We start from the raw sequence: 22,524 nt of genomic DNA on the forward strand, positions 1-22,524 counted from the left end.
AACAAATTATAAACTCAATAGGTTATGGCAAAGTATAATATTACAGAAAGAAAAGAAAAGGAGGCTATATACAGAAGTATGATTAGTCCTCAGTTGATGGACGAGATGAAGGAAAAGATCTTGAACATCATAGTAATGCAGAAGAGGTATAAAGATAAGAATTACTCAGCAAAAAAACTTGCGGAGGATTTGAAAACCAATACACGTTATATCTCGGCTGTGGTGAATGTAAGGTTTCACATGAATTACACTTCTTTTGTCAATAAATTCCGGATAGAAGAGGCAATGGCGATACTCGTTGACAAGAGGTATATGAATCTTAACATGGAGGAAGTCAGCGATATGGTTGGTTTCTCAAACCGCCAGTCTTTTTATGCATCTTTTTATAAATTGATGAAAATGACTCCAAGAGAGTATCGTTTGTTGCATAGTGCAGATGCTGTTACGCCGAAAAGAAGCAAAAAAACTGGAGGAAAGCAAGAAGTAAAAGATGCGGAAGAATAAGTAAATGGAAAAATGTATATTTCAGGATTTAATTATTCCGACGAGAGATTCGCGGATATTCAGTTGCTCAGATACCGTCTAGACGGTTTTGAGCAACTTGCTATATGTCAGAAGATTTTTATTTACTATCTCGCTCAGGCAACATTATATGGTCGGGATATTGTTTTCGACCAATTTGGAAAATATAATCTGCGGGTAAGAAAAACTTTGGAAACAATATATCAGGATCGAACCATATCCCATGATACTGATGAGTTTAAAGCTTTGGAAGTATATTTGAAACGGGTCTGGTTCTCAAATGGTATATATCATCATTATGGTTGTGAGAAGTTTGTACCAGGATTTTCCAAAGAGTATTTGCGTTGCGTTATGCATGAGGTTGAGGCAACCCGTTTGCCGTTGAACTCAGGGCAGACCGTAGATGGACTTTGCGATGAATTGATTTCAATCATGTTTGATGAAAGCTTTATGTCAAAGCGAGTGAATAAAGCTAATGGTTATGACCTGGTTACATCTTCGGCATGTAATTATTATGATGGTGTGACACAAAAAGAAGTGGAAGATTATTATGGTGCTTTAAAGGAAAGGGCAGGCGATAATTCCCCATCTTTCGGGTTGAATTCCAAATTAGTTAAAAAAGATGGACAGATTTTTGAGCAGGTTTGGAGTGAAAAAGGATTGTATGCGAAGGCAATCAGCCATATTATATATTGGTTGTCAAAAGCGAAAAATGTTGCAGAGAATGATAAGCAACGTTGTGTCATCCAAAAGCTTATAGAATATTACAAGACAGGCGATTTACGCAAATTTGATGAATATTCGATTGAATGGGTTGATTCGGTTGATGGAAGAGTTGATTTTGTCAATGGCTTTATTGAAGTTTACGGTGATCCACTTGGTATTAAAGGTTCATGGGAGGGAATTGTTGAATATATTGATTTGGAAGCTACCAAGCGTACAAAGACAATAAGTGACAATGCTCAATGGTTTGAAGATAATTCCCCCGTAGATTACCGGTTTAAGAAGAAACAAGTTAAAGGTATTTCAGCCAAAGTTGTTTGTGCCGCAATGTTGGGCGGTGATGAATATCCGTCCACAGCGATAGGAATAAATCTTCCAAATGCGGACTGGATTCGTACTGAATATGGAAGTAAAAGTGTAACGATCGGTAACTTGACGCATGCTTATAGCGAAGCTTCAAAGGGCAATGGATTTAAAGATGAATTTGTCACGGATGAGCACATAAAGTCACTAATGGACAGATATGGCAATGTGTGCGATGACTTGCATACCGATTTACATGAATGTCTCGGCCATGGAAGTGGACGATTATTGCCTGGGGTAGATCCCGATGCACTTAAAGCTTATGGGAATACAATAGAAGAAGCGAGGGCAGATTTGTTTGCTCTTTATTATTTGGCAGATCCGTATATGCTCAAGCTTGGTCTTTTGGATGAATCGGAGGCATATAAGTCACAGTATTACACATATATATTGAATGGCATGTTGACTCAAATAGTGAGGATCTCACCCGGAAATCAGATTGAGGAGGCTCACATGCGGAATCGTGCTCTTATTGCGAGATGGTGTTATGATAATGGTGATGCCATTCATTTATATAAAAAAGGGGAGAAGACTTATATAGAGATAACCGATTATGAAAAGTTGAGAGGGCTTTTTGCCAAATTGTTGGTTGAAGTGCAGCGTATAAAGAGCGAAGGTGATTTTGAGGCAGCACGTAAACTTGTGGAAAAGTATGGGGTAAATGTCGATCCGGTTTTGCATGAAGAGATATTACAGCGTTATAACCGATTGAACATTGCCCCTTATAAGGGATTCATAAATCCAATGATGATACCAGTGACAGATGCTTGCGGTAACATAACGGATATAAAGATTGATTATTCGGAAACATACGAACACCAAATGTTAAGGTACAGCTCTGAATATGCCACATTGATATAAGATTGAATTGATATTATGAATGAGGATATAAGCGAAAGGCTGAAAGCCGTTAAATGTTCGTTCCGTTTAATGATGGATGGCGTTGCAGCTCAGTCAATGAGGGAGAAAGGAATAGAATATCATATAAATTGGGGAGCACCGTTTCCCATGCTGAAAGACAAAGCGGCAGAAATCGGTAAGGATTATGATTTGGCCATAGCTCTTTGGAAGGAGAATGTGAGAGAGTGTAAAATACTGGCCACTCTTATTATGCCAGTGGAAAAGATTATGCCGGAAATAGTTGATATATGGATGGAGCAGACAGATTCGGTTGAAATAGCGGAAATGGCATCTTTTAATCTTTACCAGTACCTTCCTTTTGCAGCGGAGATAGCGTATCGATGGATGGCATCAGAGAAAATGATATACCAGCTTTGTGGGTTTCATGTACTTTCCCGGTTGTTTATGAAAGGGAGGGAACCAGATGAGCGTGAAATAAACGAATATATAGATCAGTTGACTGTCGCATTGCAAGGAGACAATACTGTAGTGAAGAAAGCTGCAATGTCAAGCGCTTTGCGTTTTTCATTATTGGGGGATACTCATGAAAGAATTGTATTGAATGCCTTACATAAATTGGGTATTGAACTTTTTTAACCGATAATGAGCCTATTCTGAATAAATAATAGTAACTTTGTGCGGTTTATGATGATTAGGGAAGATGAAAGATAACGTGAAAGAATCCGTGAAGAGTATTCTGACCAATTATTTGGAATTAAGTAACCACCGGAAGACTCCGGAGCGGTTTGCCATACTTGATGCTGTATATAGCATTGACGGACATTTTACGTTAGAGGAATTAGGAGAAAGACTTCGTGAAGACTACCATTTCCCGGTCAGCCGTGCTACATTGTATAACACACTAAGGCTTTTCATGGAGTTACGGTTGGTTATTCGTCATAGATTTCAAGGATGTACGAAGTATGAAGCTTGTTATGATAACAGTAGTCATTGTCATCAAATATGTACTACTTGCGGAAAAATAACGGAGTTTAAGTCATTGGAAATAGAAAAAGTTATAAGCGGCATGCGTTTGGAAAGATTTCGTAAAGATGGCTTCTCTTTATATATATATGGGATATGTAGTTCATGTCAGGCTAAGTTGGCGAGGCAAAGGAATAATAGGCAGAAAGTGAAATCACAAAAAAACATATAAAATGAACAAAGGCAAAGTTGATGTCCTGCTGGGGCTTCAGTGGGGTGATGAAGGAAAAGGTAAAGTAGTTGATGTACTTACACCGAAGTATGATGTTATAGCTCGATTTCAGGGCGGCCCGAATGCCGGTCATACGTTGGAATTTGAGGGTCAGAAATATGTATTGCGCAGTGTTCCTTCAGGCATATTCCAAGGTGGTAAAGTCAATATAATAGGAAATGGTGTAGTGCTCGCTCCTGATCTTTTCATGGATGAGGCCAAAGCGTTGGAGGCAAGTGGGCACGAACTGATATCACGGCTTTACATATCTAAAAAAGCCCATTTGATTATGCCTACACACCGAGTGCTTGATGCAGCTTATGAGGCGGCTAAAGGTAAAAGCAAAGTCGGCACTACGGGAAAGGGTATCGGTCCTACATATACGGACAAGGTGTCACGTAACGGATTGCGCGTTGGTGATATTTTCGAAGGTTTTGAGCGTAAATATGCAGAGTGCAAGGCACGTCATGAGAGTATTTTGGCTTCAATGGACTATGAATATGATATTACTGAGGTTGAGAAGAATTGGCTTGAGGGAATAGAGTATCTTCGTCGCTTTAAGATAGTGGATTCTGAGCATGAAATAAATAATCTTCTTAAAAGCGGTAAAAGTATTCTTTGCGAAGGTGCTCAGGGTACGATGCTCGATGTGGATTTCGGTTCATATCCGTTTGTTACATCCTCTAATACGATTTGTGCCGGAGCATGTACTGGACTGGGAATAGGTCCTAATAAGATTGGGGATGTTTATGGTATAATGAAAGCTTATTGCACGAGGGTCGGTGCCGGTCCTTTCCCGACTGAGCTTTTTGATGAGACAGGAGATAATATCCGTGCTTTGGGGCACGAATACGGAGCGGTGACGGGACGTGAACGTCGTTGTGGTTGGATTGATCTTGTTGCTTTGAAATATGCTATTATGGTTAATGGTGTTACAAAATTAATTATGATGAAAAGCGATGTTCTTGACGGATTTGAGAAGATCAAAGCTTGTGTGGCATATAAAAAGAACGGAGAGGAGATAGACTATTTCCCTTATGATATAGAGGAAGGTATAGAACCTGTCTACGAAGAACTGCCGGGATGGAAGACGGATATGACAAAATTTACTTCGGAAGAACAATTCCCGCAAGCATTTAAAGACTATATCGCATTCCTTGAAGCAGAATTAGAGACACCGATAACTATAATTTCAATAGGTCCGGATAGGGATCAGACTATTATTTTGAAGTAATGGCACAGAAACCAAGTATACCGAAAGGAACTCGTGACTTCTCTCCCATAGAGATGGCGAAGCGTAATTATATTTTTAATACAATTCGTTCCGTATATGCATTATATGGTTTTGAGCAGATTGAGACCCCCTCAATAGAAACTCTTCAAACTCTGATGGGGAAGTATGGAGAGGAGGGTGACAAACTGCTTTTCAAAATATTGAACAGTGGCGACTATTTAAGCGGTGTTACATCAGAAGAACTTGAAGAACGTAACTCATTGCGTTTGGCTTCGCGTATATGTGAGAAAGGACTTCGCTATGATCTTACTGTGCCTTTTGCCAGATATGTCGTGATGCATCGTAATGACTTGCAACTACCTTTCAAGCGTTATCAAATACAGCCTGTATGGCGTGCGGATCGTCCGCAAAAGGGGCGTTATCGTGAGTTTTATCAATGTGACGCTGATGTTGTTGGTAGCGATTCGCTACTTAATGAAGTAGAATTGATGCAGATTGTTGATACCGTTTTCACCCGTTTTGGAATACGGGTACAAATCAAGATCAACAATAGGAAAATCCTCACAGGTATAGCGGAAACCATCGGAGCGGCAGACAAGATTGTTGATATAACCGTTGCCATAGACAAACTAGATAAGATTGGTATAGATAATGTTAACGAGGAGTTGCGGGCATCAGGTTTGTCAGATGATTCAATAATGAAGTTGCAACCGATATTATCACTTGATGGTGCGAATGATGACAAATTGTCTGTTATCAGTGGAGTTCTCAGAGATAGCGAAATAGGTCAGAAAGGCATAGAAGAATGTCGTTTTATACTTGATACATTAAAGACCGTTGGGTTGAGAAATGAAATACAACTCGATTTGTCTTTGGCACGCGGACTGAACTATTATACCGGTGCGATCTTTGAGGTAAAAGCGCTTGATACTCCAATTGGAAGTATAACTGGCGGTGGTCGTTATGACAATCTTACCGGAATATTCGGAATGCCGGGAATAAGCGGTGTAGGGATCTCTTTCGGAGCAGATCGAATTTATGATGTACTGAATAGTTTAAATTTATATCCTACCGATGCCGTATCATCCACCCAGGTTCTTTTTATAAATTTCGGTGAGAAAGAGGCTGTTTATAGTCTTACTTTGATAAACCGACTCAGAGAAGCCGGTATACGTGTGGAGATATATCCCGATTCTGCCAAAATGAAGAAACAGATGAGTTATGCAAATAATAAAAGCATACCGTTTGTAGCTTTGATTGGAGAGAATGAGATAAAAGAGAGTAAGATAACATTGAAGAACATGTCTACCGGAGAGCAGAATTTGATTACGATTGAAGAGATGATCGATATCGTCGCAAATTCAACGGAATGACAGGTTATATGGTTTCCGGTAGATATTGGAGGATGATTGTTTTATAAATCAGATAAATTTTATGAGAAAGCTTAAAAACATAATCTATTTATTGATTGTCGTTATAACCTTATCCGCCTTTAAGCGAGATAATACAATAACAATATTTATGATTGGTGATTCGACGATGGCCAACAAACCAATTAAAAACGGTAATCTTGAAAGAGGGTGGGGAATGGCTCTGCAATGTTATTTTGATGAAGGAATAATAGTTGATAACCATGCCGTAAACGGTCGTTCATCCAAGAGTTTTATAGATGAGGGACGTTGGAAAGTTGTTGTGGACAAAATAAAGCCTGGTGATTATGTATTTATACAGTTCGGCCATAATGATGAAAAGCCTAAGGCTGACAGGCATACAGACCCAGGGTCGACATTTGATGACAATCTTCGTAAATTCATTCGTGAAACTCGTGAGAAAGGTGGCATTCCCGTTTTGTTCAATAGTGTTGTACGCCGTAACTTCTTGAAGTCGGCTCCTGACAATGACGATGATGAGGCTTTACGTAATACCACGGGTCCTACCAAAATACAGTCAAACGAGGAAGGTGACATATTGGTAGACACTCATGGAGATTATGTTGTGGCACCGCGTAATGTTGCGAAAGAAATGGATGTTCCTTTTGTAGATGCCAATAAGATAACCCATGACCTTGAACAGGGACTCGGAAAGGAGAAATCCAAGAAATTGCACATGTGGTTTTTACCAGGCGAGGAGCCATCGGTTCCCAAAGGGCGTCAGGACAATACACATTATAATGTATATGGAGCACATGTTGTTGCCCGCTTGCTTACGGATGCTATCGCCAAGGAAGTTCCGGCCTTGAGAAAGCACACACTGAACTATGATATCTCAGTGGCATCAGATGGTGTCGGTGATTATTTTGATGTACAGAGAGCGGTGGACAATGCTCCCGTTGGAAAGAAAACGACTATACAGCTTTTTGCCGGCGAATGGAATAAGCCGGTAGTCAATAAAGACAAAAAAATAAAGTTTATATTGAGAGAAGGAGCAAAGTGGAAGAAGTAGAATTAATTGAATAAATCAATTGATAAATTTGTTCAAGTGTATGATATTTCGTATTTTTGCAAAGAAATATATTTAGATTTACAACAATTATGAAGAAGAAGTTTATTTGCTCTGTATGTGGTTACATATATGAGGGTGATGCGGCACCGGAATCGTGCCCGATTTGTAAGGCTCCCGCCTCTAAGTTTACCGAAATGGTATCTGATGATGAGATGACATTCGCGACAGTACATACTCTCGGCGCAGCGAAGAATGAGGGCGCTAACGAGGAGATGATAGCCGATCTTAACGCACATTTCAACGGAGAGTGTGGTGAGGTTGGAATGTATCTTGCCATGAGCCGTCAGGCTGACCGTGAGGGTTATCCGGAGATTGCCGAGGCTTATAAGCGTTACGCATTTGAAGAAGCGGAGCATGCGGCTAAATTTGCAGAGTTGTTGGGTGACGTACTTGGAGATACGAAGAGTAATCTTGAAGCACGTATAGCAGCAGAGAAAGGTGCTTGCGAAGACAAATTCCGTATAGCGAAGAATGCCAAGGCAGCCGGAATGGACGCTACACATGATACTGTTCATGAGATGGCAAAAGATGAAGCTCGCCATTGTGCGGGTTTCATGGGATTATACAAGCGTTATTTCGGAGATGAGAAATAATAGGCACAATAAAATATGAGAATAGTCGTTTTATCATTAAGATGAAACGACTATTTTTTTTTATGACAATATTGTCGGTAACGTTTTTCTCGGCTTGTACAGACGATGATTCTTTCGGTACAAACCGTTCGGATATACTGACATTTTCCACGGATACGGTAAATATGGATACTCTTTTCAGTACTGTTCCTACTTCAACATACAATTTTTGGGTATATAATAATAGTGGTGATGGTATCCGTGTGCGTAAGGTCAGGCTCCAACGGGGAAACCAAACCGGTTTTCGTGTGAATGTTGACGGAGAGTATCTGGATAATGCCCTCGGGAGTCAAGTCAGCGATATTGAAATACGTAAAGGAGACAGTATAAGGGTTTTCGTAGAATTGACATCGGCCATGAATAATTCGGATACGCCTCAGCTTGTAGAGGACAATCTTCTTTTTAATCTTGAAAGTGGTGTGGAGCAGAGCGTATGCCTGCGAGCATATTCGTGGGATGCATTACTGTGTGATACCGTTGTGATAAAAAAAGACAGTGTCATATCCGGAAACAAGCCTATTGTCATCCGCCGTGGGCTTTCGGTCGATAGTGGCGTTACACTTACTATAAATGCTCCGGCATGTCTTTATTTTCATGACGGAGCCGGAATAGATGTATATGGCAGGCTTATTGTAAACAAGGGTAATGTCGGTAACGATGTAGTTTTCAGGGGAGATCGCACAGACCGAATGTTTGATTATCTGCCGTACGACCGTGTGAGCGGACAGTGGCGTGGCATACGTATACATTCTTCCTCGTCTGGCAACTACATTTCAAATGCGGATATTCACAGTGCCGAATATGGTGTGGTATGCGATTCCGCGGCTTATGACCCGCTTACTTCCAGGCTTACGCTGGAAAATGTTATTATACATAATTGCAAAGGGACGGGGGTGGAAACCAACAACTCGAATGTGTCCATTGTAAATAGTCAGATAACCAATACTCTCGGAGATTGTGTCGCAATACATGGAGGAAGTGCATTGATTGTATATTGTACCATAGCCCAATTCTATCCGTTCAGTGCGGATAGGGGGGCGGCGTTACGCTTTACTAATTTCAAAGGGGAGTATGATTATCCTCTTCATGCTCTTGAATGCTATAATACATTGGTAACGGGGTACGCCGGCGATGTCGTATATGGAGAGACGAAAGATACGACAGTGGCTTTCAGCTATTATTTTGCCAATTCCATATTGCGTACGGAAAAGCCTGACAGTAACATGATCAATAGCGGAGCTTACAGTAATATAATTTGGGAGACACCTAAAGACACATTGCAAGGTAAAGGCCACTTCATTCTTATTGATGAGGAAAACATGTATTACAACTTCAAGTTGGATTCCATGTCTACCGCAAGAGGAAATGCCATGCCTATAGGACAATACCTCACAGACCGCATAGGTAAAGACCGTGGCGATATACCTGATATCGGTTGCTATCAGTATGTGGATCCGAAACGTCTTATAGTTTTTCCTCGTTAAAGGAAAGTGGCATCAAGTTTTTTATGCCGTCCATTACATATATATGTTTGGTACCGTAAAGCAATATACGGACTTCTCTGCCAAACCTTTGCTCGGTCTCGATAAGTGCCTGCCTGCAAGTGCCGCATGGGGTTATCGGGTCTGCCAATAGTCCTTCACGGTTTCTTGCGGCAATGGCAATTTTGACTACGGCATTATCAGGGAATTGTGCTCCTGCGGTAAACAGGGCAGTACGTTCCGCACAGATTGTGACTGAGAATGCGGCATTTTCCTGATTGCATCCTGTTATTTCCTCTCCGTTGTCAAGTTGCAACGCCGCTCCCACACTGAAATGCGAGTACTTGGAGTATGAGTTTTGTGTGGCTTCGATGGCCTTGTTCACCAATCTTTGCTCATCGCAAGGCAACTCTTCCTGTTTGCATATCGTAAATATCGATTTTACCGTTCTTTCTTCCATAATATATCTTTTGGTGCAAATTTAGCAAATTATCTGTGATAAGTAGATTATTTTCACTACTTTTGTATTATAAAAACGATACTTATAATGACGCGATATATATTGACAACATGTTTATGTCTGTTTGCTGCCTTAGCGCAAGCGCAGATGCGGTGGAATCAAGCATATCAACAATACATAAACCAATATAAGGACCTGGCCATAGAGCAGATGCTGAAATACAATATTCCGGCAAGTATAACACTTGCTCAGGGGCTGTTTGAGTCTCGTGCCGGATTGAGTGTATTGGCTACAAAAGGGAATAATCATTTCGGAATAAAATGCCATGGGTGGCAGGGACGTGCCGTATATCATGATGATGACGCAAGGAATGAGTGTTTCAGAGCCTATCGTAATGCTTATGAAAGTTATGAAGACCATTCCCGTTTTTTGGCCGGAGGGCAGAGATACCGCAAGTTGTTCAGTCTTAAAGTCACTGATTATAAAGGATGGGCGCATGGATTGAGAGCAGCCGGTTATGCTACCAATCCCCAGTATGCAAAGAAACTTATAGAGATAATTCAACTTTACAGACTGCATGAGTTTGACAAGGCAAGGAAATATGATAAGTTCTTTGCGCGCAGAAGCAAAGACATTGCCGGCAAAGGCGGGGTTCTACACCAAGTGTTTGAATTTAATAACAATTATTATGTGAAAGCACGGCACGGTGATACATTTCGGACTATTGCTGCCGAGGTTGGTATTTCATATCGTTCATTGGCAAAGTATAATGAACGGAATCGCAAGGATATACTTGAAGAAGGCGAAATTATATATCTCAAAAAAAAGCGTACGAAAGCTCCTAAGAGTTATAAAGGAAGGTTGCACTATGTGAAACCCGGTGAGTCGATGTACAGCATAGCACAATTATACGGAATACGGTTGGCCAATTTATATAAGATGAATGGTCTTTCACCGGACTACCAGATAAGGGTGGGAGACGGTTTGCGCCTGAGATAATCACTAAATTCGTTTTTGTCAAAAAAGTGAACAGATGCTTTCATATATTTGGCTTATTTTCAAAAAAAAATTTTTTATTTAGAAGTATCCGAATTTTGAGCGAATTTGTAATATTCTGATAATTAGCTGTTTGAATATTTATTACATTTGTTCGTATTCATTTAGCCCCTCGTTGTGTTGCAATAAGCATCCCGTTACCTTGCAATAGCATGCCCGTTGCATCGCAACGGGATACTTATTGCAAGGCGATAAGCCGCTAAATGCAGTCCAACAAGTACCTTATTGCAAGACGAAGGTGTTTTTTTCTTGTTTTAATATTGATTTTAAGATAAAAACAATGATGTCCAAATTCTATTTGCTTTCATTTTCAATGCCAAAAAATCATATAGTTTTCTTTACAAATTAGAGTGAAGAATATACTTTTGTCACTTTTTGTTGGAAACATGTTTAAAAACATATTGTCAAATTTGTAAAATAGTAAAAAGATGTTTATCTTTGCTTTCGTTATCCTGAATACAATCTTTTTACCTTAAAAGGGCTAATACCTATTGAGGAAAATGCCTCTCACTGTGAAGCGAGAGGCATTTTTGTTTTTATTATTTTATTCCCCGTTCATTGAGGGCTTTGCTGTATTTTGCCGCGTTTCGCAGGTGTTCTTCGTAAGTAATGGCAAAATTGTGGGTTCCGGAAAAATCCTCTTTCGCACACATATAAATATAGTCATGTACTGCATGGTTAAGTACGGCATCTATACCTGCTATAGAGGCCACTTTTATGGGGCCGGGTGGTAGTCCGGTGTTTTTATATGTGTTATAAGGGCTGTCAACGCGCAACAATTTATTATAAATCCGGCGCAATCCGAAGTTTTTCAATGCGAATTTAATTGTCGGATCGGCTTGAAGGGGCATATCTGTTTTCAGGCGGTTGTAGTACATGCCCGCCACCATAGGTTTCTCTGCCGTGTTGGCTGTTTCTTCGTCTATGATGCTTGCAAGAGTTGCCACTTGTACAGGCGTCATGTTCATGGCTTTTGCTTTTTCTGTGCGCTCTTTGTTCCAGAACTTGGCGTGTTCTTTCTCCATTCTTTCCATGAACTTGTCAATACTCGTATTCCAATATATGTCATAGGTGTTTGGCACGAACATGGCAACAATAGATGCCGTGTCGTACCCGTAAGCGGCACATGTGGTCGAGTCGGTAAGCGTTTTTATTATGGTAGTGCTGTCTATCATAAGTTTTTTTGATAACGCTCCGGCAAGTTTTTCCATTGTACGCGCTTCCGGGATAGTGAGACTTATGGATGTCTGTTGGCCGTTTTTGATGCGGCGGAAAACCTTCATCACCCCTTCGCCAGGGTTTATAACATATCTTCCGGTACGTATATTTTCTTCATAGCCGGTATGTCTTGCCAGTGTCTTAAATCCGGCTATGGTGTGGTTTGCCCCAATTGCTCCGAGTTTTGTGTATACGGAATCGGCCGTGTCATCATTGTCAATATAAACGTAACTGATATCGCTTTTGATGGAAAAGGCGGAGAAGAAATAATAGTGAAATAAGAAAATTATCAATAGCAGACATCCGCCTGCAATATAAAGATAAAGTTTTGATTTTATAAGTTTCATTTATCGTCTATTAAAAAACATTACAAAGGTACTGCATTTTCCAATAATAGAGAAATGTTTTATTTGTTTTTTACTACCTTTGCAAGTATGCATTTGGTATGAACATGTGAGACATGAGACTATGAAATTAAGATTCAGCATTGACTATAATACAGCGTGGGGCGAAAGCCTGCATGTTGTCATTGACTATCTGGGTAAGGACGGAATGGTGAAGAGCCATAACATGCGGATGTCTACCGGTGACGGACGGTTATGGATGCTTGAAACAGTGGCCGTAGAGTCGAGGAGTCATCCTGTGGCGTCGTTCAGATACAGGTATCAGGTGGAGGATGATGACGGGCATGTTTTAAGAAGCGAATGGGATTTGGTGCCACGCATTCTTGAATTTGACTCCATGAGAGATTATATCATTCCTGATGAGTGGCGTGAAATACCTTTGCAGTATCATCTGTATACCAATGCCTGTATAACGGCACACCTTGGCAGGCAGGATGATACAGTGCAACCGTTGCGGTTGCCGATATACCGTCGTACCATATTATTTCGTGTCTCGGCCCCTCAGTTAAAACCGGGACAGGTGTTGGCACTTTGCGGAAATCATCCTGCTATAGGCGGATGGAATGTTTCCCGATATCTGAAGATGCAGTATGCCGGGATGATGGAGTGGATGTTGTCTGTAAATGTGATGGGCATAATGGTGCCAGTTGAATACAAGTATGTGATTGTGGATGAAAAGACCGGCGAACTGATAGCATGGGAAGAAGGAGGGAACCGATCTGCAAACGGTATTGAAGTGTCAGACGGACAAGTGCTGGTACTTGACGGCGGCATAATCAGAGTCAGAGAAGATATATGGAGAGTGGCCGGAGTTGTTGTTCCTGTGTTTTCATTGCGTAGTTCGCAGTCTTATGGAGTCGGTGATTTTGGCGATTTGCGTCGTATGGTCGATTGGGCTGTTGCTACTGGAATGAAGGTGATACAGACCCTTCCTCTTAACGATACGACATTGACACACGGGTGGAGAGATTCTTGCCCTTATACGGCTATATCCATATATGCCCTGCATCCGCATTATGTAGATCTTGAAGCCGCAGGACGGTTGAGGAGCACTGATGACATGATGACTTTCAATCGTCGGCGTCGTGAGTTGAACGCTATCGGCTACAGTGACTATGAAGCAGTGGGGCGTGTCAAGTCTGAATATTTGAGACTGTTGTATGTCGAGCAGGGGCAGTGTGTCGTCGGCTCTGCCGGTTATAAGGATTTTGTGGCAAAGAACGTCAGATGGCTCATGCCGTATGCCGTGTTTTGCTTGTTGCGTGACAGGTATTCGACAGCCGTTTTTTCCGAATGGGGAGAGTATAGTGTCTATGATGAGAAGAAGGTAAAAGCCTGTTGTGATGAGCATAAGGATGAGATAACGTATATATACTATATTCAATATCTGTTACATAAACAGTTGAAAGAGGTGGGCGATTATGCTCGTGCCCATGGAGTGGTGCTTAAAGGAGATATTCCAATAGGAATACGCCGTGACAGTGTCGAAGCATGGGTACAACCGGAATATTTCAATTTGGATTTCCAGACAGGCGCACCACCAGACAATTTTTCATATAACGGTCAGAACTGGTTACTTCCTACATATAATTGGGATGTAATGATGAAAGATGGATGCCGCTGGTGGCGTGATCGCCTGGCTCACATGGAACAGTATTTCGGTGCATTCCGCATAGATCATGCTCTTGGCTTTTTTAGGATATGGGAGATACCACAGAATGCCGTGCATGGACTGCTCGGCCACTTTTATCCGGCTTTGCCTCTCACCGGCAGCGAAATAGAGTATTTCGGTTTGAAGTTTCGCAAGGAGTTGTTTACGCGTCCGTTTATAAACGATCGTGTTATAAGCAAGTTGTTCGGCATTCATGCAGACTATGTGAGAGACAATTTTCTGATAAATAAAGCATATGGCATGTATGAACTTAAATCAGAATGTGACACGCAACGTAAAGTTCAGTTCCTGTTTGAGGGGAAACGAGACGAGAACAGTCTGTGGATTCGTGACGGACTGTATCGTTTGATAAGCAATGTGCTGTTTGTTGAGGATCCGAGACAGCATGAGATGTATCATCCTCGTATCGGTGCATATAACGATTTGGTGTTTGACGCATTAAACGCGGAAGACAAAGATGCTTTCATGCGGCTGTATAATAATTATTTTTATCAGCGTCATGACATGTTTTGGGGAGAGCGTGCGGCAGTAAAACTGCAAATGTTGTTGCGTGGAACGAGAATGCTTCCGTGTGCGGAAGATTTGGGTATGCTGCCGCAATGTGTCAGTCATGTTTTGGATTCATTACGGGTACTGACTCTTGAAATTCAGTCGATGCCCAAGCAGAATGGTTATGAGTTTGCTCATCTTGAAGCAAATCCGTATCGAAGTGTAGCGACAATATCCACCCATGACATGCCGTCTCTGCGCCTTTGGTGGGAAGAAAACCCGGAGCATGCCCAGAGATATTACGTGACGATGCTTCAAAAGGAAGGGCACGCACCGGAGCATTTGCCGGCGCATATAGCGGAAGAGATAATAGCCCGTCATCTGTATTGTCCGTCGATGATGTGTCTTTTGTCTTTGCAGGATTGGCTTGCAATGGATTCGGAACTGCGTTCGAAAGACATTCGTGGCGAAAGGATAAATATTCCAAGTGACAATGATAACCGTTGGAAATATCGTATGCATATTACAATTGAAGAACTCCTTAAAGCTGATAAATATAATCAGAAGATAAAAACAATGATAAAACGAAGTAAACGATGAAAGACTATAATACATATATATTCGATCTCGATGGCACGTTGCTCAGCACGCTAACCGATTTGGTGGCATCGACAAACTATGCGCTTCGCCGTTACGGAATGCCGGAACATACATACGAGGATATTAGATTATTTGTGGGTAATGGCGTGAGAAAACTTATAGAACGGGCTGTACCCGAAGGAATCGGGAATAGTGATTTCAATAATGTGTATATGACATTTCGTGAGCATTATATGGAACACTCGCTTGATACCACCGATCCTTATCCGGGTATAATGGAACTACTTGCGGAACTGAAAAAGCGGGGCAAGCGGATGGCTGTGGTAAGCAATAAGTTTTATGCGGCAACCGAGGAACTGTGCCGTTATTTTTTTGGCGGATATATAGATGTGGCTATCGGGGAGCGGGATGGTATACGTAAAAAACCAGCACCGGATGCGGTTTTTGAGGCAATGCGCAGACTTGGGGCAGACAAGGATGGTACTGTTTATATAGGTGACAGTGATGTTGATATCGAAACAGCCCGCAACAGTGGTCTGCCGTGTATAAGTGTTTTATGGGGATTTCGTGATAGAGAATTTCTTATAGAACACGGCGCGACGACATTTATCATGAAACCGGAGGAGTTGTTGGCATGATTTGTACTCTTATATAGCTTATGAGAAAAGAAAATACTTTTCAGCTTAATGTATGTTTGTCAAAGTAAGCCATGATGTTGTCTTTATAGCTATCGGATATAGGTATGTGTTTATTGCCAAAGACAATTCGTAAACGGTCTAAAACGGTTATTTTGTCCATATGAACTATATATGAACGATGGGTACGCATGAACTCCGGTTCCGGGAGATGTTGTTCCAGGGTCTTTAAGTTTATCAGTGACATTATTTTCTCTCCATTATTCATATATATGCGGATATAATCTTTTTGGCCTTCGATATATAGAATATCGTCAAGTGATATGCGTATGAGTTTATAATCGCTTTTTATCATTATAAATCTGTTTCCGTCGTCGTTGGTTTTGTTTTTCAAGGAACTGAACCACTCTAATGCTTTATCTGCAGACATAATGAAGTCGTTGTAGCTGATGGGTTTTAGTAAATAGTCTATCGCATTAACTTTATATCCATGTAGAGCATATTGGTCGAATGCTGTCGTGAAGATGATTTTAGTTTCTTTCGGAATGATTCTGGCAAACTCGATTCCGCTTAATTCCGGCATTTGTATATCAAGAAAAATCAAATCAACGGGAGTGTTCCGAATGTCTTTCATTGCACTTATGGCGCTGTTGTATGTGCCTCTTAGTGTGATGAAAGGTGTTTTACGGGCATAACTGGCTAACAGTTCGCATGCTAACGGTTCGTCATCGATTATTATACAGTTTAGTGTCATATATTTTTATTGTTGATTTATATACAGTCTTGGTCTCATTGATATTCCTTGTCCATTCATAGGCATTTGGATATATAAGTTGAAGGCGCTTGGCAACCTGTTTCAATCCTATGCCGTGTCCGCTTCTGTCTTTCTCATTTTTAGGGAAATAACTGTTTTCAATGGAGAATGTTATACACGAATTGTCTGCGTGAAGATCAATGTATATAAAACCGTCTTGGGTTGCGCTGACTCCGTGTTTAAACGCATTCTCAATCAAGGATATGAATATAAGCGGAGCAATATGAATGCAATTGTTTTCCGGGATTTTTATATTCATTTGCACATCGGTATTTGCCGTAAGTCTGATTTGCATCAGATTGACGTAGTTTTTAAGAAATCTTGCTTCTTTATCAATATCTACATATTGTTCCTGATTATCGTAAAGAACGTGGTGTAGCAGTTTGCTTAATTCCATTATTGCATCTTGTGCCTTTTGAGTATCAAAAGCAGTGAGTGCATAAATGTTGTTCAATGTGTTAAGCAGAAAATGCGGATTTATTTGTATACGCAAGTTTTTGAGTTCTGCTTTGCTGCGTGCGGCTTCCGCTTCCTTATGCGCCATTTCCAATGATTGCCATCTCATGGCCAGTCGTATGCATGTGGCTATGATTGCGGTAATGGTAAGGTTAAAACAGTCTCGTAATATAAAGAGCGAAGAAATATTATGTCTTTTAACCGGCATAACGTGCGGTTCACTTCCAAATAAAGAGCAGCTGTATTCTATCCAGTAATGAACAGCCGTACCCATAACCACTATAATGATGATGTTTGTAAAATAATAATACTTTTTCTCTTTTTCGGTAAATAGTTTTGGAGCAAGCCAAAGGTAATTTGTATAGAACAGGATGAATTGTGATAAAGGTATAACGCTGAAAATAAGAAATATATCCAAGTTCATGCTGTCACCTTGATTTATGAAAATTAACGGTGACATGAATATTGCAATCCATATCGCAGCGTGAATAATATATGTCAATTTGTTTTTGGTCATAATTATCAAACCTATACGCTTATTCGTATCTCAGAGCCTCAATAGGGTCAAGATTTGCCGCTTTTTTAGCCGGATACCATCCGAAAAATATTCCCGTGAACGTACATACCGCAAAGCTCATGACTATAGTCCATAATTGAATGGCTATCGGCCAGTGGACGAATGTTTGTATTGCGTAAGAGGCACTGACCCCTATTATTACCCCAATGACTCCACCTGTGACGCTTAACAGTACTGCTTCTATCAGGAATTGGTTAAGAATGTCTATCCCGCGTGCTCCCACGCTCATGCGAAGACCTATTTCTCTTGTACGTTCCGTAACGCTCACATACATGATGTTCATGATTCCTATGCCACCGACAATGAGTGAGATGCCGGCGACACATCCCAATAGGATGGTCAGCATGTTTGTGGTATTATTCATCATTGACGCCAGTTCCTCTTGAGAACGAATGTTGAAATCATCTTCATCAGCGTCCGTTTTGGGGCTCTTGTCTTTTAATCTGTGTGTACGTCTCAATATCTCCCTTATTTCGCTTGTCGCATATTCGGTAGCTTCTTCTGTGATGGCAGAGCATTGTATACCGCTGAGATATGTCTGGGCCAGTATTCTTTTCATTACCGATGTATATGGAGCTAATACCAAATCGTCTTGATCCATACCCATTGAGTTGTATCCTTTCTTTTTAAGTATTCCGATTACCCTGAACGGGATGGAGTTAAATCTCACGATTTTTCCGATAGGTTCGCTGCCATCCGGAAAAAGATTATCGACTACCGTTTGGCCCAGCACACATACTTTGGCGCTCGTTTTTATATCTCCGTCATCAAACATTTCTCCATCCGAAATACTAATCTGCCTTATATCGAGATAATCCTGATTGACACCGTATATGGAAGAGGGCGTGTTTTCGTTGCCGTATATAAATTGTCCACCGCTGCTTACCATCGGACTGATTGCTTTTATATATTTGCATTCATCTTTTATCGCTTGATAATCATCCAGTTTTAGAGTCTCCATGGAAGACGCATCTTGTTTTACTCCACCTCTTCGATCTGCTCCTGGGTGTATCATAATCATATTTGAGCCCATTTCCGATATACTTGCCTGGATGCTCAACTTTGTTCCCTGGCCGACAGCAAGCATGGTTATCACCGATGCTATACCTATGATTATTCCCAAGGCGGTAAGGAAAGAACGCATCTTGTTGGCGGCGATGGCTTTCAACGCAATCTTAAATAGGTTTATATAGTTCATGATTAATCTTCTGTATTTGTGGGTAATGCGGCAAGGCCCTCTGCTGCCGACAATATGTTATTATTGTATTCATCAGTTATGACCTTACCGTCCCGAAGCATAATATTGCGACTGGAATAATTGGCTATATCCGGGTTGTGAGTGACAAATATGATAGTGCGGCCTTCCTCATGCAGTTTTTGAAATAAAACAAGTATTTCAAACGAAGTCCTTGTATCAAGGTTGCCGGTAGCTTCGTCTGCAAGGATGACAGCCGGGTTGTTGACCAAAGCCCTCGCTATTGCTACTCGTTGCATCTGTCCGCCTGACATTTGATTTGATTTGTGGTAAAGCCGGTTGCCGAGTCCCACTGCATTCAGTGAGTCGATAGCCCGATTATTGCGTTCTGTCGCACTTATTTCACTGTTGTACATGAGTGGCAACTCGACATTTTCCACGCTTGTGGTTTTAGGTAGAAGGTTATAGTTTTGGAATATAAATCCTATTTTGCGGTTACGGAGAACGGCTCTTTGCGCTTTTGACATGCTTCTAACCGAAATGCCATCTAGCAGATACTCTCCACTTGACGGTGTATCAAGACAACCGAGTTGGTTAAGCAGTGTGGATTTTCCAGAACCAGACTTTCCCATTATCGTGACAAATTCGCCTTCGTATATTTTGAAGGAAACACCGCGCAGGGCATATACGATCTCGTCACCGACTACAAATTTGCGTTTGACGTTTTGTAGTTCTATGACTGCTTTTTTGTTTTTATCTACCATTTGTCATTGCTTTTTGTTGTTTCGCTTTGGTGGTCCAGGTGCAAAGGGAGAGCGTACATCTTCCTCTGAGTTTATTTCGTCGTCCTCGGGTTCTTTTATACCTGTGATAATAGTTGTTCCTTGTTTTATTCCTCTTAAAATCTCAGTATTAATGCCATCTGACATTCCTGTTTGTACATTGTGGGCTTGTAGGTTTTTTCCTTCTAATGTCCACACTTTGCTTTTTCCTTTTATGTCATTTATTTTATAGTCGCCGACAATATCCTTATCAGGTGAAAATTTCAAAGCTTTATTCTGAACACTCAGTACATTAGGTTTTTCGGCAGTGTATATTGTAACATTGGCGGTGAGTCCGGGTTTCAACTTTAAATCTGCATTTGGCGCACTTATGACGACTTCATAAGTAACGACATTATTGGTTGTAGTCGCTTCCTGTCGCACTTGGGTTACGCTTCCTTTAAAAATGTCATTAGGATATGCGTCAACGGTAAAAGTTACGCGCTTACCTTCTTTCACTTCACCAATATCCGCTTCATCAACATCGGCTACCACTCTCATATCGGTCAGGTCTTTTGCTATTTTAAACAGTTCCGGAGTATTGAAACTTGCTGCGACAGTCTGACCCTCTTCCACGGATTTTGATAATACGATTCCGTCGATAGGTGAGGTAATAGTGGCATATCCCAGGTTTGTTTGTGCTTTCTGCACCGTTTCTTTTGATGCGGCAACATTCTCCTTCGCTTTTAGATAGCTGAGTTTTGCGTTTTCATAATCTTCCGCGCTTATAAGTCCTTTTTTATATAATGTGTTGTATCTATTGAAATTTGAAGTCTCATAATTCAATGTACTTTGTGCGCTTGCCAAATTAGCTTTGGATGTATTTAATTCGCTGATTAGGTTTGTTTTATCCAACTCGGCTATTATTTGTCCTTTTTTGACAACACTGTTATAATCGACATGTAATTTGCTTACAATACCGGAAACCTGTGTTCCTACCGTGACAGATGTTACCGGTTCGATAGTACCTGTTGCGGTTATGCTGTTTCTAATTGTTGTTGACGATACAGTTGAAGTTTCAAAGGAGACCTGTGTCTTTTTATTGTTGCCTGATAACAGCCATGCTGTTGTTACGATTATGATTATGCCTCCTATTCCGAGCCATATTTTACTTATCCTTTTCATATTATTTATTTTAAATATCAATTTTATCACCTTTATAGAAGTTTAGAAGCTGAATATTTAGAATTGCCATGTATTTGCTTTGTAGCTTGTTGTATCGGGCATTTATCAAGTTTGTCTTTCCACTCATCAGTTCTATTATATTCTTCATGCCAAGTTCAAATTGTTCGCTTAGCAGTTCATAGCTAGCCTCCTCACTCCTCACATCGTCGATAGCAGCGATAAACTTCTGTTGGTTTGTTGTCGCATCCAACCAATACGAGTCTATGGTATAATAAATCTGTTTTTTCTTGTCTTCTAAATCTAGCATACTCTCTGCTTGTTCTATCTTGGCTTTACTTATGGCGGTCTTTGTCTTGCGATTATCCGATATAGGGATACTTATTGTTGCTCCTACCGATGCGTCGAAGTTTGTTTTCAATTGCGTGCCCCAGTTCTTTGATGTCATGGAAGTACTGCTTGTACCACCTCCACCTGTAATGCTTATCGTTGGCATATATCCGGCTTTGGCTATTGAAAGATTAGTATTGCCAGCCTCTATGGACAATATGCTTTTTCTTATTTCCGGTCTTAGGACTAATGCCGATTCATATATAGATTGCAATTGGGGAATGTCTGTCAATGCGTCTTCATCAGATATTTCAGGGGTGTGGATGTCGAAGTCATCGTTTCCCGTCAGTTCCAGCAACTGTTTCAATTGTAATTTATAGTTGGCCAAGTTGCTTTCCGCGTTTACTAAAGTATATTTGTCTGATGCGCGTTGAGCGGTTAGTTGTGCCAAGTCTGCTTTAGACATCTTGCCGACTTCCACTAATTCCCTGCCTCGTTCCTCATTTTTCACGCTTACAGCATAACTTTGATTAGCAACGGTAATTGCTTCTTTCATATATAGTATTTGTATGTATAGCTTAGCTATTTCCTCCTGTATGATGTTGGAATTTGTTTCAGTGTCCAACTCGGCTTGTTCTTCTGTTATTCTGTTCAGTTTGATATTGTTTATATTCCGGTTCCCATTCCATACAGTCCAATTAAGGTTAAGTCCATAACTTCCATTATAGTATGTTTTCTTTACACTTGTGGCTACCGTTCCGTTTGTGACAGTGCTTATTCCCATATCAGTCCATGGTCTATATCCCACAGATTGGTTTGTAGACAGGCTGATATTTGGTAATAAATCAGCCTTTGCTTGCTTAAGTCCTTCTGTAGCCGATTGTTTGGCGAGTTTTGATTTTTTCAGCGTTATGTTGTTTTCCAAGGCATATTGTATACATTCATTCAATGTCCATTGCCTTGATGGCTGAGATTTGATACCGATTGAAATCAGTATTAATGCCGTTAGAATAAATCCTTTTTTCATTAGCTGCATATTATTAATATATTTTCTGTGACAAAGTTATCAATAATATATCAAATGTAAAAATAAAATATATCAATACTGTGAATTAATAGAATA

The 22,524-nt window shown here is 40.6% G+C and carries 20 protein-coding genes; 12 read left to right on the forward strand and 8 right to left on the reverse strand.

The features are described 5' to 3' along the window. Positions 1-24 precede the first annotated feature (24 nt). The 9 genes from MoGM_RS08095 (at position 25) to MoGM_RS08135 (ending at position 9,555) form a co-directional block, all read left to right on the forward strand. Complete coding sequence (locus MoGM_RS08095; protein WP_104369572.1) at positions 25-504, forward strand: AraC family transcriptional regulator; 480 nt, start codon at positions 25-27, stop codon at positions 502-504. A 12-nt stretch (positions 505-516) separates the two neighbouring features. Beyond that, positions 517-2,469: a dihydrofolate reductase gene (locus MoGM_RS08100; protein WP_104369573.1), complete on the forward strand. Its 1,953-nt coding sequence runs from the start codon at positions 517-519 to the stop codon at positions 2,467-2,469. Between the two features lie 15 nt (positions 2,470-2,484). After that, complete coding sequence (locus MoGM_RS08105) at positions 2,485-3,105, forward strand: DNA alkylation repair protein (protein WP_104369574.1); 621 nt, start codon at positions 2,485-2,487, stop codon at positions 3,103-3,105. Between the two features lie 64 nt (positions 3,106-3,169). After that, complete coding sequence (locus MoGM_RS08110; protein ID WP_104369575.1) at positions 3,170-3,664, forward strand: Fur family transcriptional regulator; 495 nt, start codon at positions 3,170-3,172, stop codon at positions 3,662-3,664. 1 nt (position 3,665) lies between these two features. Then, the gene (locus MoGM_RS08115) at positions 3,666-4,937 is read left to right on the forward strand and encodes an adenylosuccinate synthase (protein ID WP_104369576.1); all 1,272 of its coding nucleotides are present in this window, start codon (positions 3,666-3,668) and stop codon (positions 4,935-4,937) included. Continuing rightward, positions 4,937-6,310, forward strand: a complete 1,374-nt coding sequence (gene hisS, locus MoGM_RS08120; RefSeq protein WP_104369577.1) for a histidine--tRNA ligase — start codon at positions 4,937-4,939, stop codon at positions 6,308-6,310. The genes MoGM_RS08115 and hisS overlap by 1 nt, the downstream gene beginning before the upstream one ends. A gap of 148 nt (positions 6,311-6,458) precedes the next feature. Next, on the forward strand, positions 6,459-7,379 hold the full coding sequence (locus tag MoGM_RS08125) for a rhamnogalacturonan acetylesterase (protein ID WP_233210214.1): 921 nt from the start codon (positions 6,459-6,461) through the stop codon (positions 7,377-7,379). Between the two features lie 89 nt (positions 7,380-7,468). Continuing rightward, positions 7,469-8,032 carry an NADH peroxidase gene (locus tag MoGM_RS08130; RefSeq protein WP_104369579.1) on the forward strand — a complete coding sequence of 188 codons (564 nt, stop codon included), beginning with the start codon at positions 7,469-7,471 and terminating at the stop codon, positions 8,030-8,032. 62 nt (positions 8,033-8,094) lie between these two features. Beyond that, entirely contained in the window at positions 8,095-9,555 is a 1,461-nt protein-coding gene (locus MoGM_RS08135) for a right-handed parallel beta-helix repeat-containing protein (protein ID WP_233210215.1), read from the forward strand. On the opposite strand, the gene cdd is transcribed toward MoGM_RS08135, so the two are convergent. Continuing rightward, positions 9,536-10,012: a cytidine deaminase gene (gene cdd, locus MoGM_RS08140; protein WP_104369581.1), complete on the reverse strand. Its 477-nt coding sequence runs from the start codon at positions 10,010-10,012 to the stop codon at positions 9,536-9,538. The two genes, MoGM_RS08135 and cdd, sit on opposite strands and share 20 nt — an antisense overlap. Before the next feature lie 87 nt (positions 10,013-10,099). Between cdd and MoGM_RS08145 the strand changes: the two genes are divergently transcribed. Then, entirely contained in the window at positions 10,100-11,011 is a 912-nt protein-coding gene (locus MoGM_RS08145; protein ID WP_104369582.1) for a glucosaminidase domain-containing protein, read from the forward strand. Positions 11,012-11,607: 596 nt separating this feature from the next. Here MoGM_RS08145 and mltG read toward each other — a convergent pair. Next, positions 11,608-12,633, reverse strand: coding sequence for an endolytic transglycosylase MltG (mltG, locus tag MoGM_RS08150; protein WP_104369583.1), 1,026 nt, complete (start codon positions 12,631-12,633; stop codon positions 11,608-11,610). Positions 12,634-12,754: 121 nt separating this feature from the next. On the opposite strand from mltG, the gene MoGM_RS08155 reads away from it, so the two are divergent. After that, positions 12,755-15,451 carry a 4-alpha-glucanotransferase gene (locus MoGM_RS08155; RefSeq protein ID WP_104369584.1) on the forward strand — a complete coding sequence of 899 codons (2,697 nt, stop codon included), beginning with the start codon at positions 12,755-12,757 and terminating at the stop codon, positions 15,449-15,451. Beyond that, positions 15,448-16,089 carry an HAD family hydrolase gene (locus MoGM_RS08160; protein ID WP_104369585.1) on the forward strand — a complete coding sequence of 214 codons (642 nt, stop codon included), beginning with the start codon at positions 15,448-15,450 and terminating at the stop codon, positions 16,087-16,089. Before MoGM_RS08155 ends, MoGM_RS08160 begins: the two co-directional genes overlap by 4 nt. A gap of 40 nt (positions 16,090-16,129) precedes the next feature. Here the strand turns inward: MoGM_RS08160 and MoGM_RS08165 are convergent, their stop codons facing one another. From MoGM_RS08165 to MoGM_RS08190, 6 genes are read right to left on the reverse strand one after another with little or no spacing between them, the layout of a single operon-like run. Further along, complete coding sequence (locus MoGM_RS08165; RefSeq protein WP_104369586.1) at positions 16,130-16,840, reverse strand: LytTR family DNA-binding domain-containing protein; 711 nt, start codon at positions 16,838-16,840, stop codon at positions 16,130-16,132. Further along, positions 16,812-17,873 (reverse strand): sensor histidine kinase, encoded by a 1,062-nt coding sequence (locus MoGM_RS08170; protein WP_233210218.1) that lies wholly within the window; start codon positions 17,871-17,873, stop codon positions 16,812-16,814. The genes MoGM_RS08165 and MoGM_RS08170 overlap by 29 nt, the downstream gene beginning before the upstream one ends. Positions 17,874-17,892: 19 nt before the next feature. Next, positions 17,893-19,131 (reverse strand): ABC transporter permease, encoded by a 1,239-nt coding sequence (locus MoGM_RS08175; RefSeq protein WP_104369587.1) that lies wholly within the window; start codon positions 19,129-19,131, stop codon positions 17,893-17,895. 2 nt (positions 19,132-19,133) lie between these two features. After that, positions 19,134-19,892, reverse strand: a complete 759-nt coding sequence (locus tag MoGM_RS08180; protein WP_104369588.1) for an ABC transporter ATP-binding protein — start codon at positions 19,890-19,892, stop codon at positions 19,134-19,136. A 3-nt stretch (positions 19,893-19,895) separates the two neighbouring features. Beyond that, positions 19,896-21,074 (reverse strand): efflux RND transporter periplasmic adaptor subunit, encoded by a 1,179-nt coding sequence (locus tag MoGM_RS08185; RefSeq protein WP_104369607.1) that lies wholly within the window; start codon positions 21,072-21,074, stop codon positions 19,896-19,898. 10 nt (positions 21,075-21,084) lie between these two features. Continuing rightward, positions 21,085-22,437: a TolC family protein gene (locus tag MoGM_RS08190; protein ID WP_233210220.1), complete on the reverse strand. Its 1,353-nt coding sequence runs from the start codon at positions 22,435-22,437 to the stop codon at positions 21,085-21,087. Between the last annotated feature and the right edge of the window lie 87 nt (positions 22,438-22,524).

Source organism: Prevotella sp. MGM1, from assembly GCF_002933775.1.
GTDB lineage: Bacteria > Bacteroidota > Bacteroidia > Bacteroidales > Bacteroidaceae > Prevotella.

Coding starts and splice junctions, on each gene's coding strand:
- MoGM_RS08095 (WP_104369572.1), top strand. CDS start 25: ATGGCAAAGTATAATATTACAGAAAGAAAAGAAAAGGAGGCTATATAC.
- MoGM_RS08100 (WP_104369573.1), top strand. CDS start 517: ATGTATATTTCAGGATTTAATTATTCCGACGAGAGATTCGCGGATATT.
- MoGM_RS08105 (WP_104369574.1), top strand. CDS start 2,485: ATGAATGAGGATATAAGCGAAAGGCTGAAAGCCGTTAAATGTTCGTTC.
- MoGM_RS08110 (WP_104369575.1), top strand. CDS start 3,170: ATGAAAGATAACGTGAAAGAATCCGTGAAGAGTATTCTGACCAATTAT.
- MoGM_RS08115 (WP_104369576.1), top strand. CDS start 3,666: ATGAACAAAGGCAAAGTTGATGTCCTGCTGGGGCTTCAGTGGGGTGAT.
- hisS (WP_104369577.1), top strand. CDS start 4,937: ATGGCACAGAAACCAAGTATACCGAAAGGAACTCGTGACTTCTCTCCC.
- MoGM_RS08125 (WP_233210214.1), top strand. CDS start 6,459: ATGATTGGTGATTCGACGATGGCCAACAAACCAATTAAAAACGGTAAT.
- MoGM_RS08130 (WP_104369579.1), top strand. CDS start 7,469: ATGAAGAAGAAGTTTATTTGCTCTGTATGTGGTTACATATATGAGGGT.
- MoGM_RS08135 (WP_233210215.1), top strand. CDS start 8,095: ATGACAATATTGTCGGTAACGTTTTTCTCGGCTTGTACAGACGATGAT.
- cdd (WP_104369581.1), bottom strand. CDS start 10,012: ATGGAAGAAAGAACGGTAAAATCGATATTTACGATATGCAAACAGGAA.
- MoGM_RS08145 (WP_104369582.1), top strand. CDS start 10,100: ATGACGCGATATATATTGACAACATGTTTATGTCTGTTTGCTGCCTTA.
- mltG (WP_104369583.1), bottom strand. CDS start 12,633: ATGAAACTTATAAAATCAAAACTTTATCTTTATATTGCAGGCGGATGT.
- MoGM_RS08155 (WP_104369584.1), top strand. CDS start 12,755: ATGAAATTAAGATTCAGCATTGACTATAATACAGCGTGGGGCGAAAGC.
- MoGM_RS08160 (WP_104369585.1), top strand. CDS start 15,448: ATGAAAGACTATAATACATATATATTCGATCTCGATGGCACGTTGCTC.
- MoGM_RS08165 (WP_104369586.1), bottom strand. CDS start 16,840: ATGACACTAAACTGTATAATAATCGATGACGAACCGTTAGCATGCGAA.
- MoGM_RS08170 (WP_233210218.1), bottom strand. CDS start 17,873: ATGACCAAAAACAAATTGACATATATTATTCACGCTGCGATATGGATT.
- MoGM_RS08175 (WP_104369587.1), bottom strand. CDS start 19,131: ATGAACTATATAAACCTATTTAAGATTGCGTTGAAAGCCATCGCCGCC.
- MoGM_RS08180 (WP_104369588.1), bottom strand. CDS start 19,892: ATGGTAGATAAAAACAAAAAAGCAGTCATAGAACTACAAAACGTCAAA.
- MoGM_RS08185 (WP_104369607.1), bottom strand. CDS start 21,074: ATGAAAAGGATAAGTAAAATATGGCTCGGAATAGGAGGCATAATCATA.
- MoGM_RS08190 (WP_233210220.1), bottom strand. CDS start 22,437: ATGCAGCTAATGAAAAAAGGATTTATTCTAACGGCATTAATACTGATT.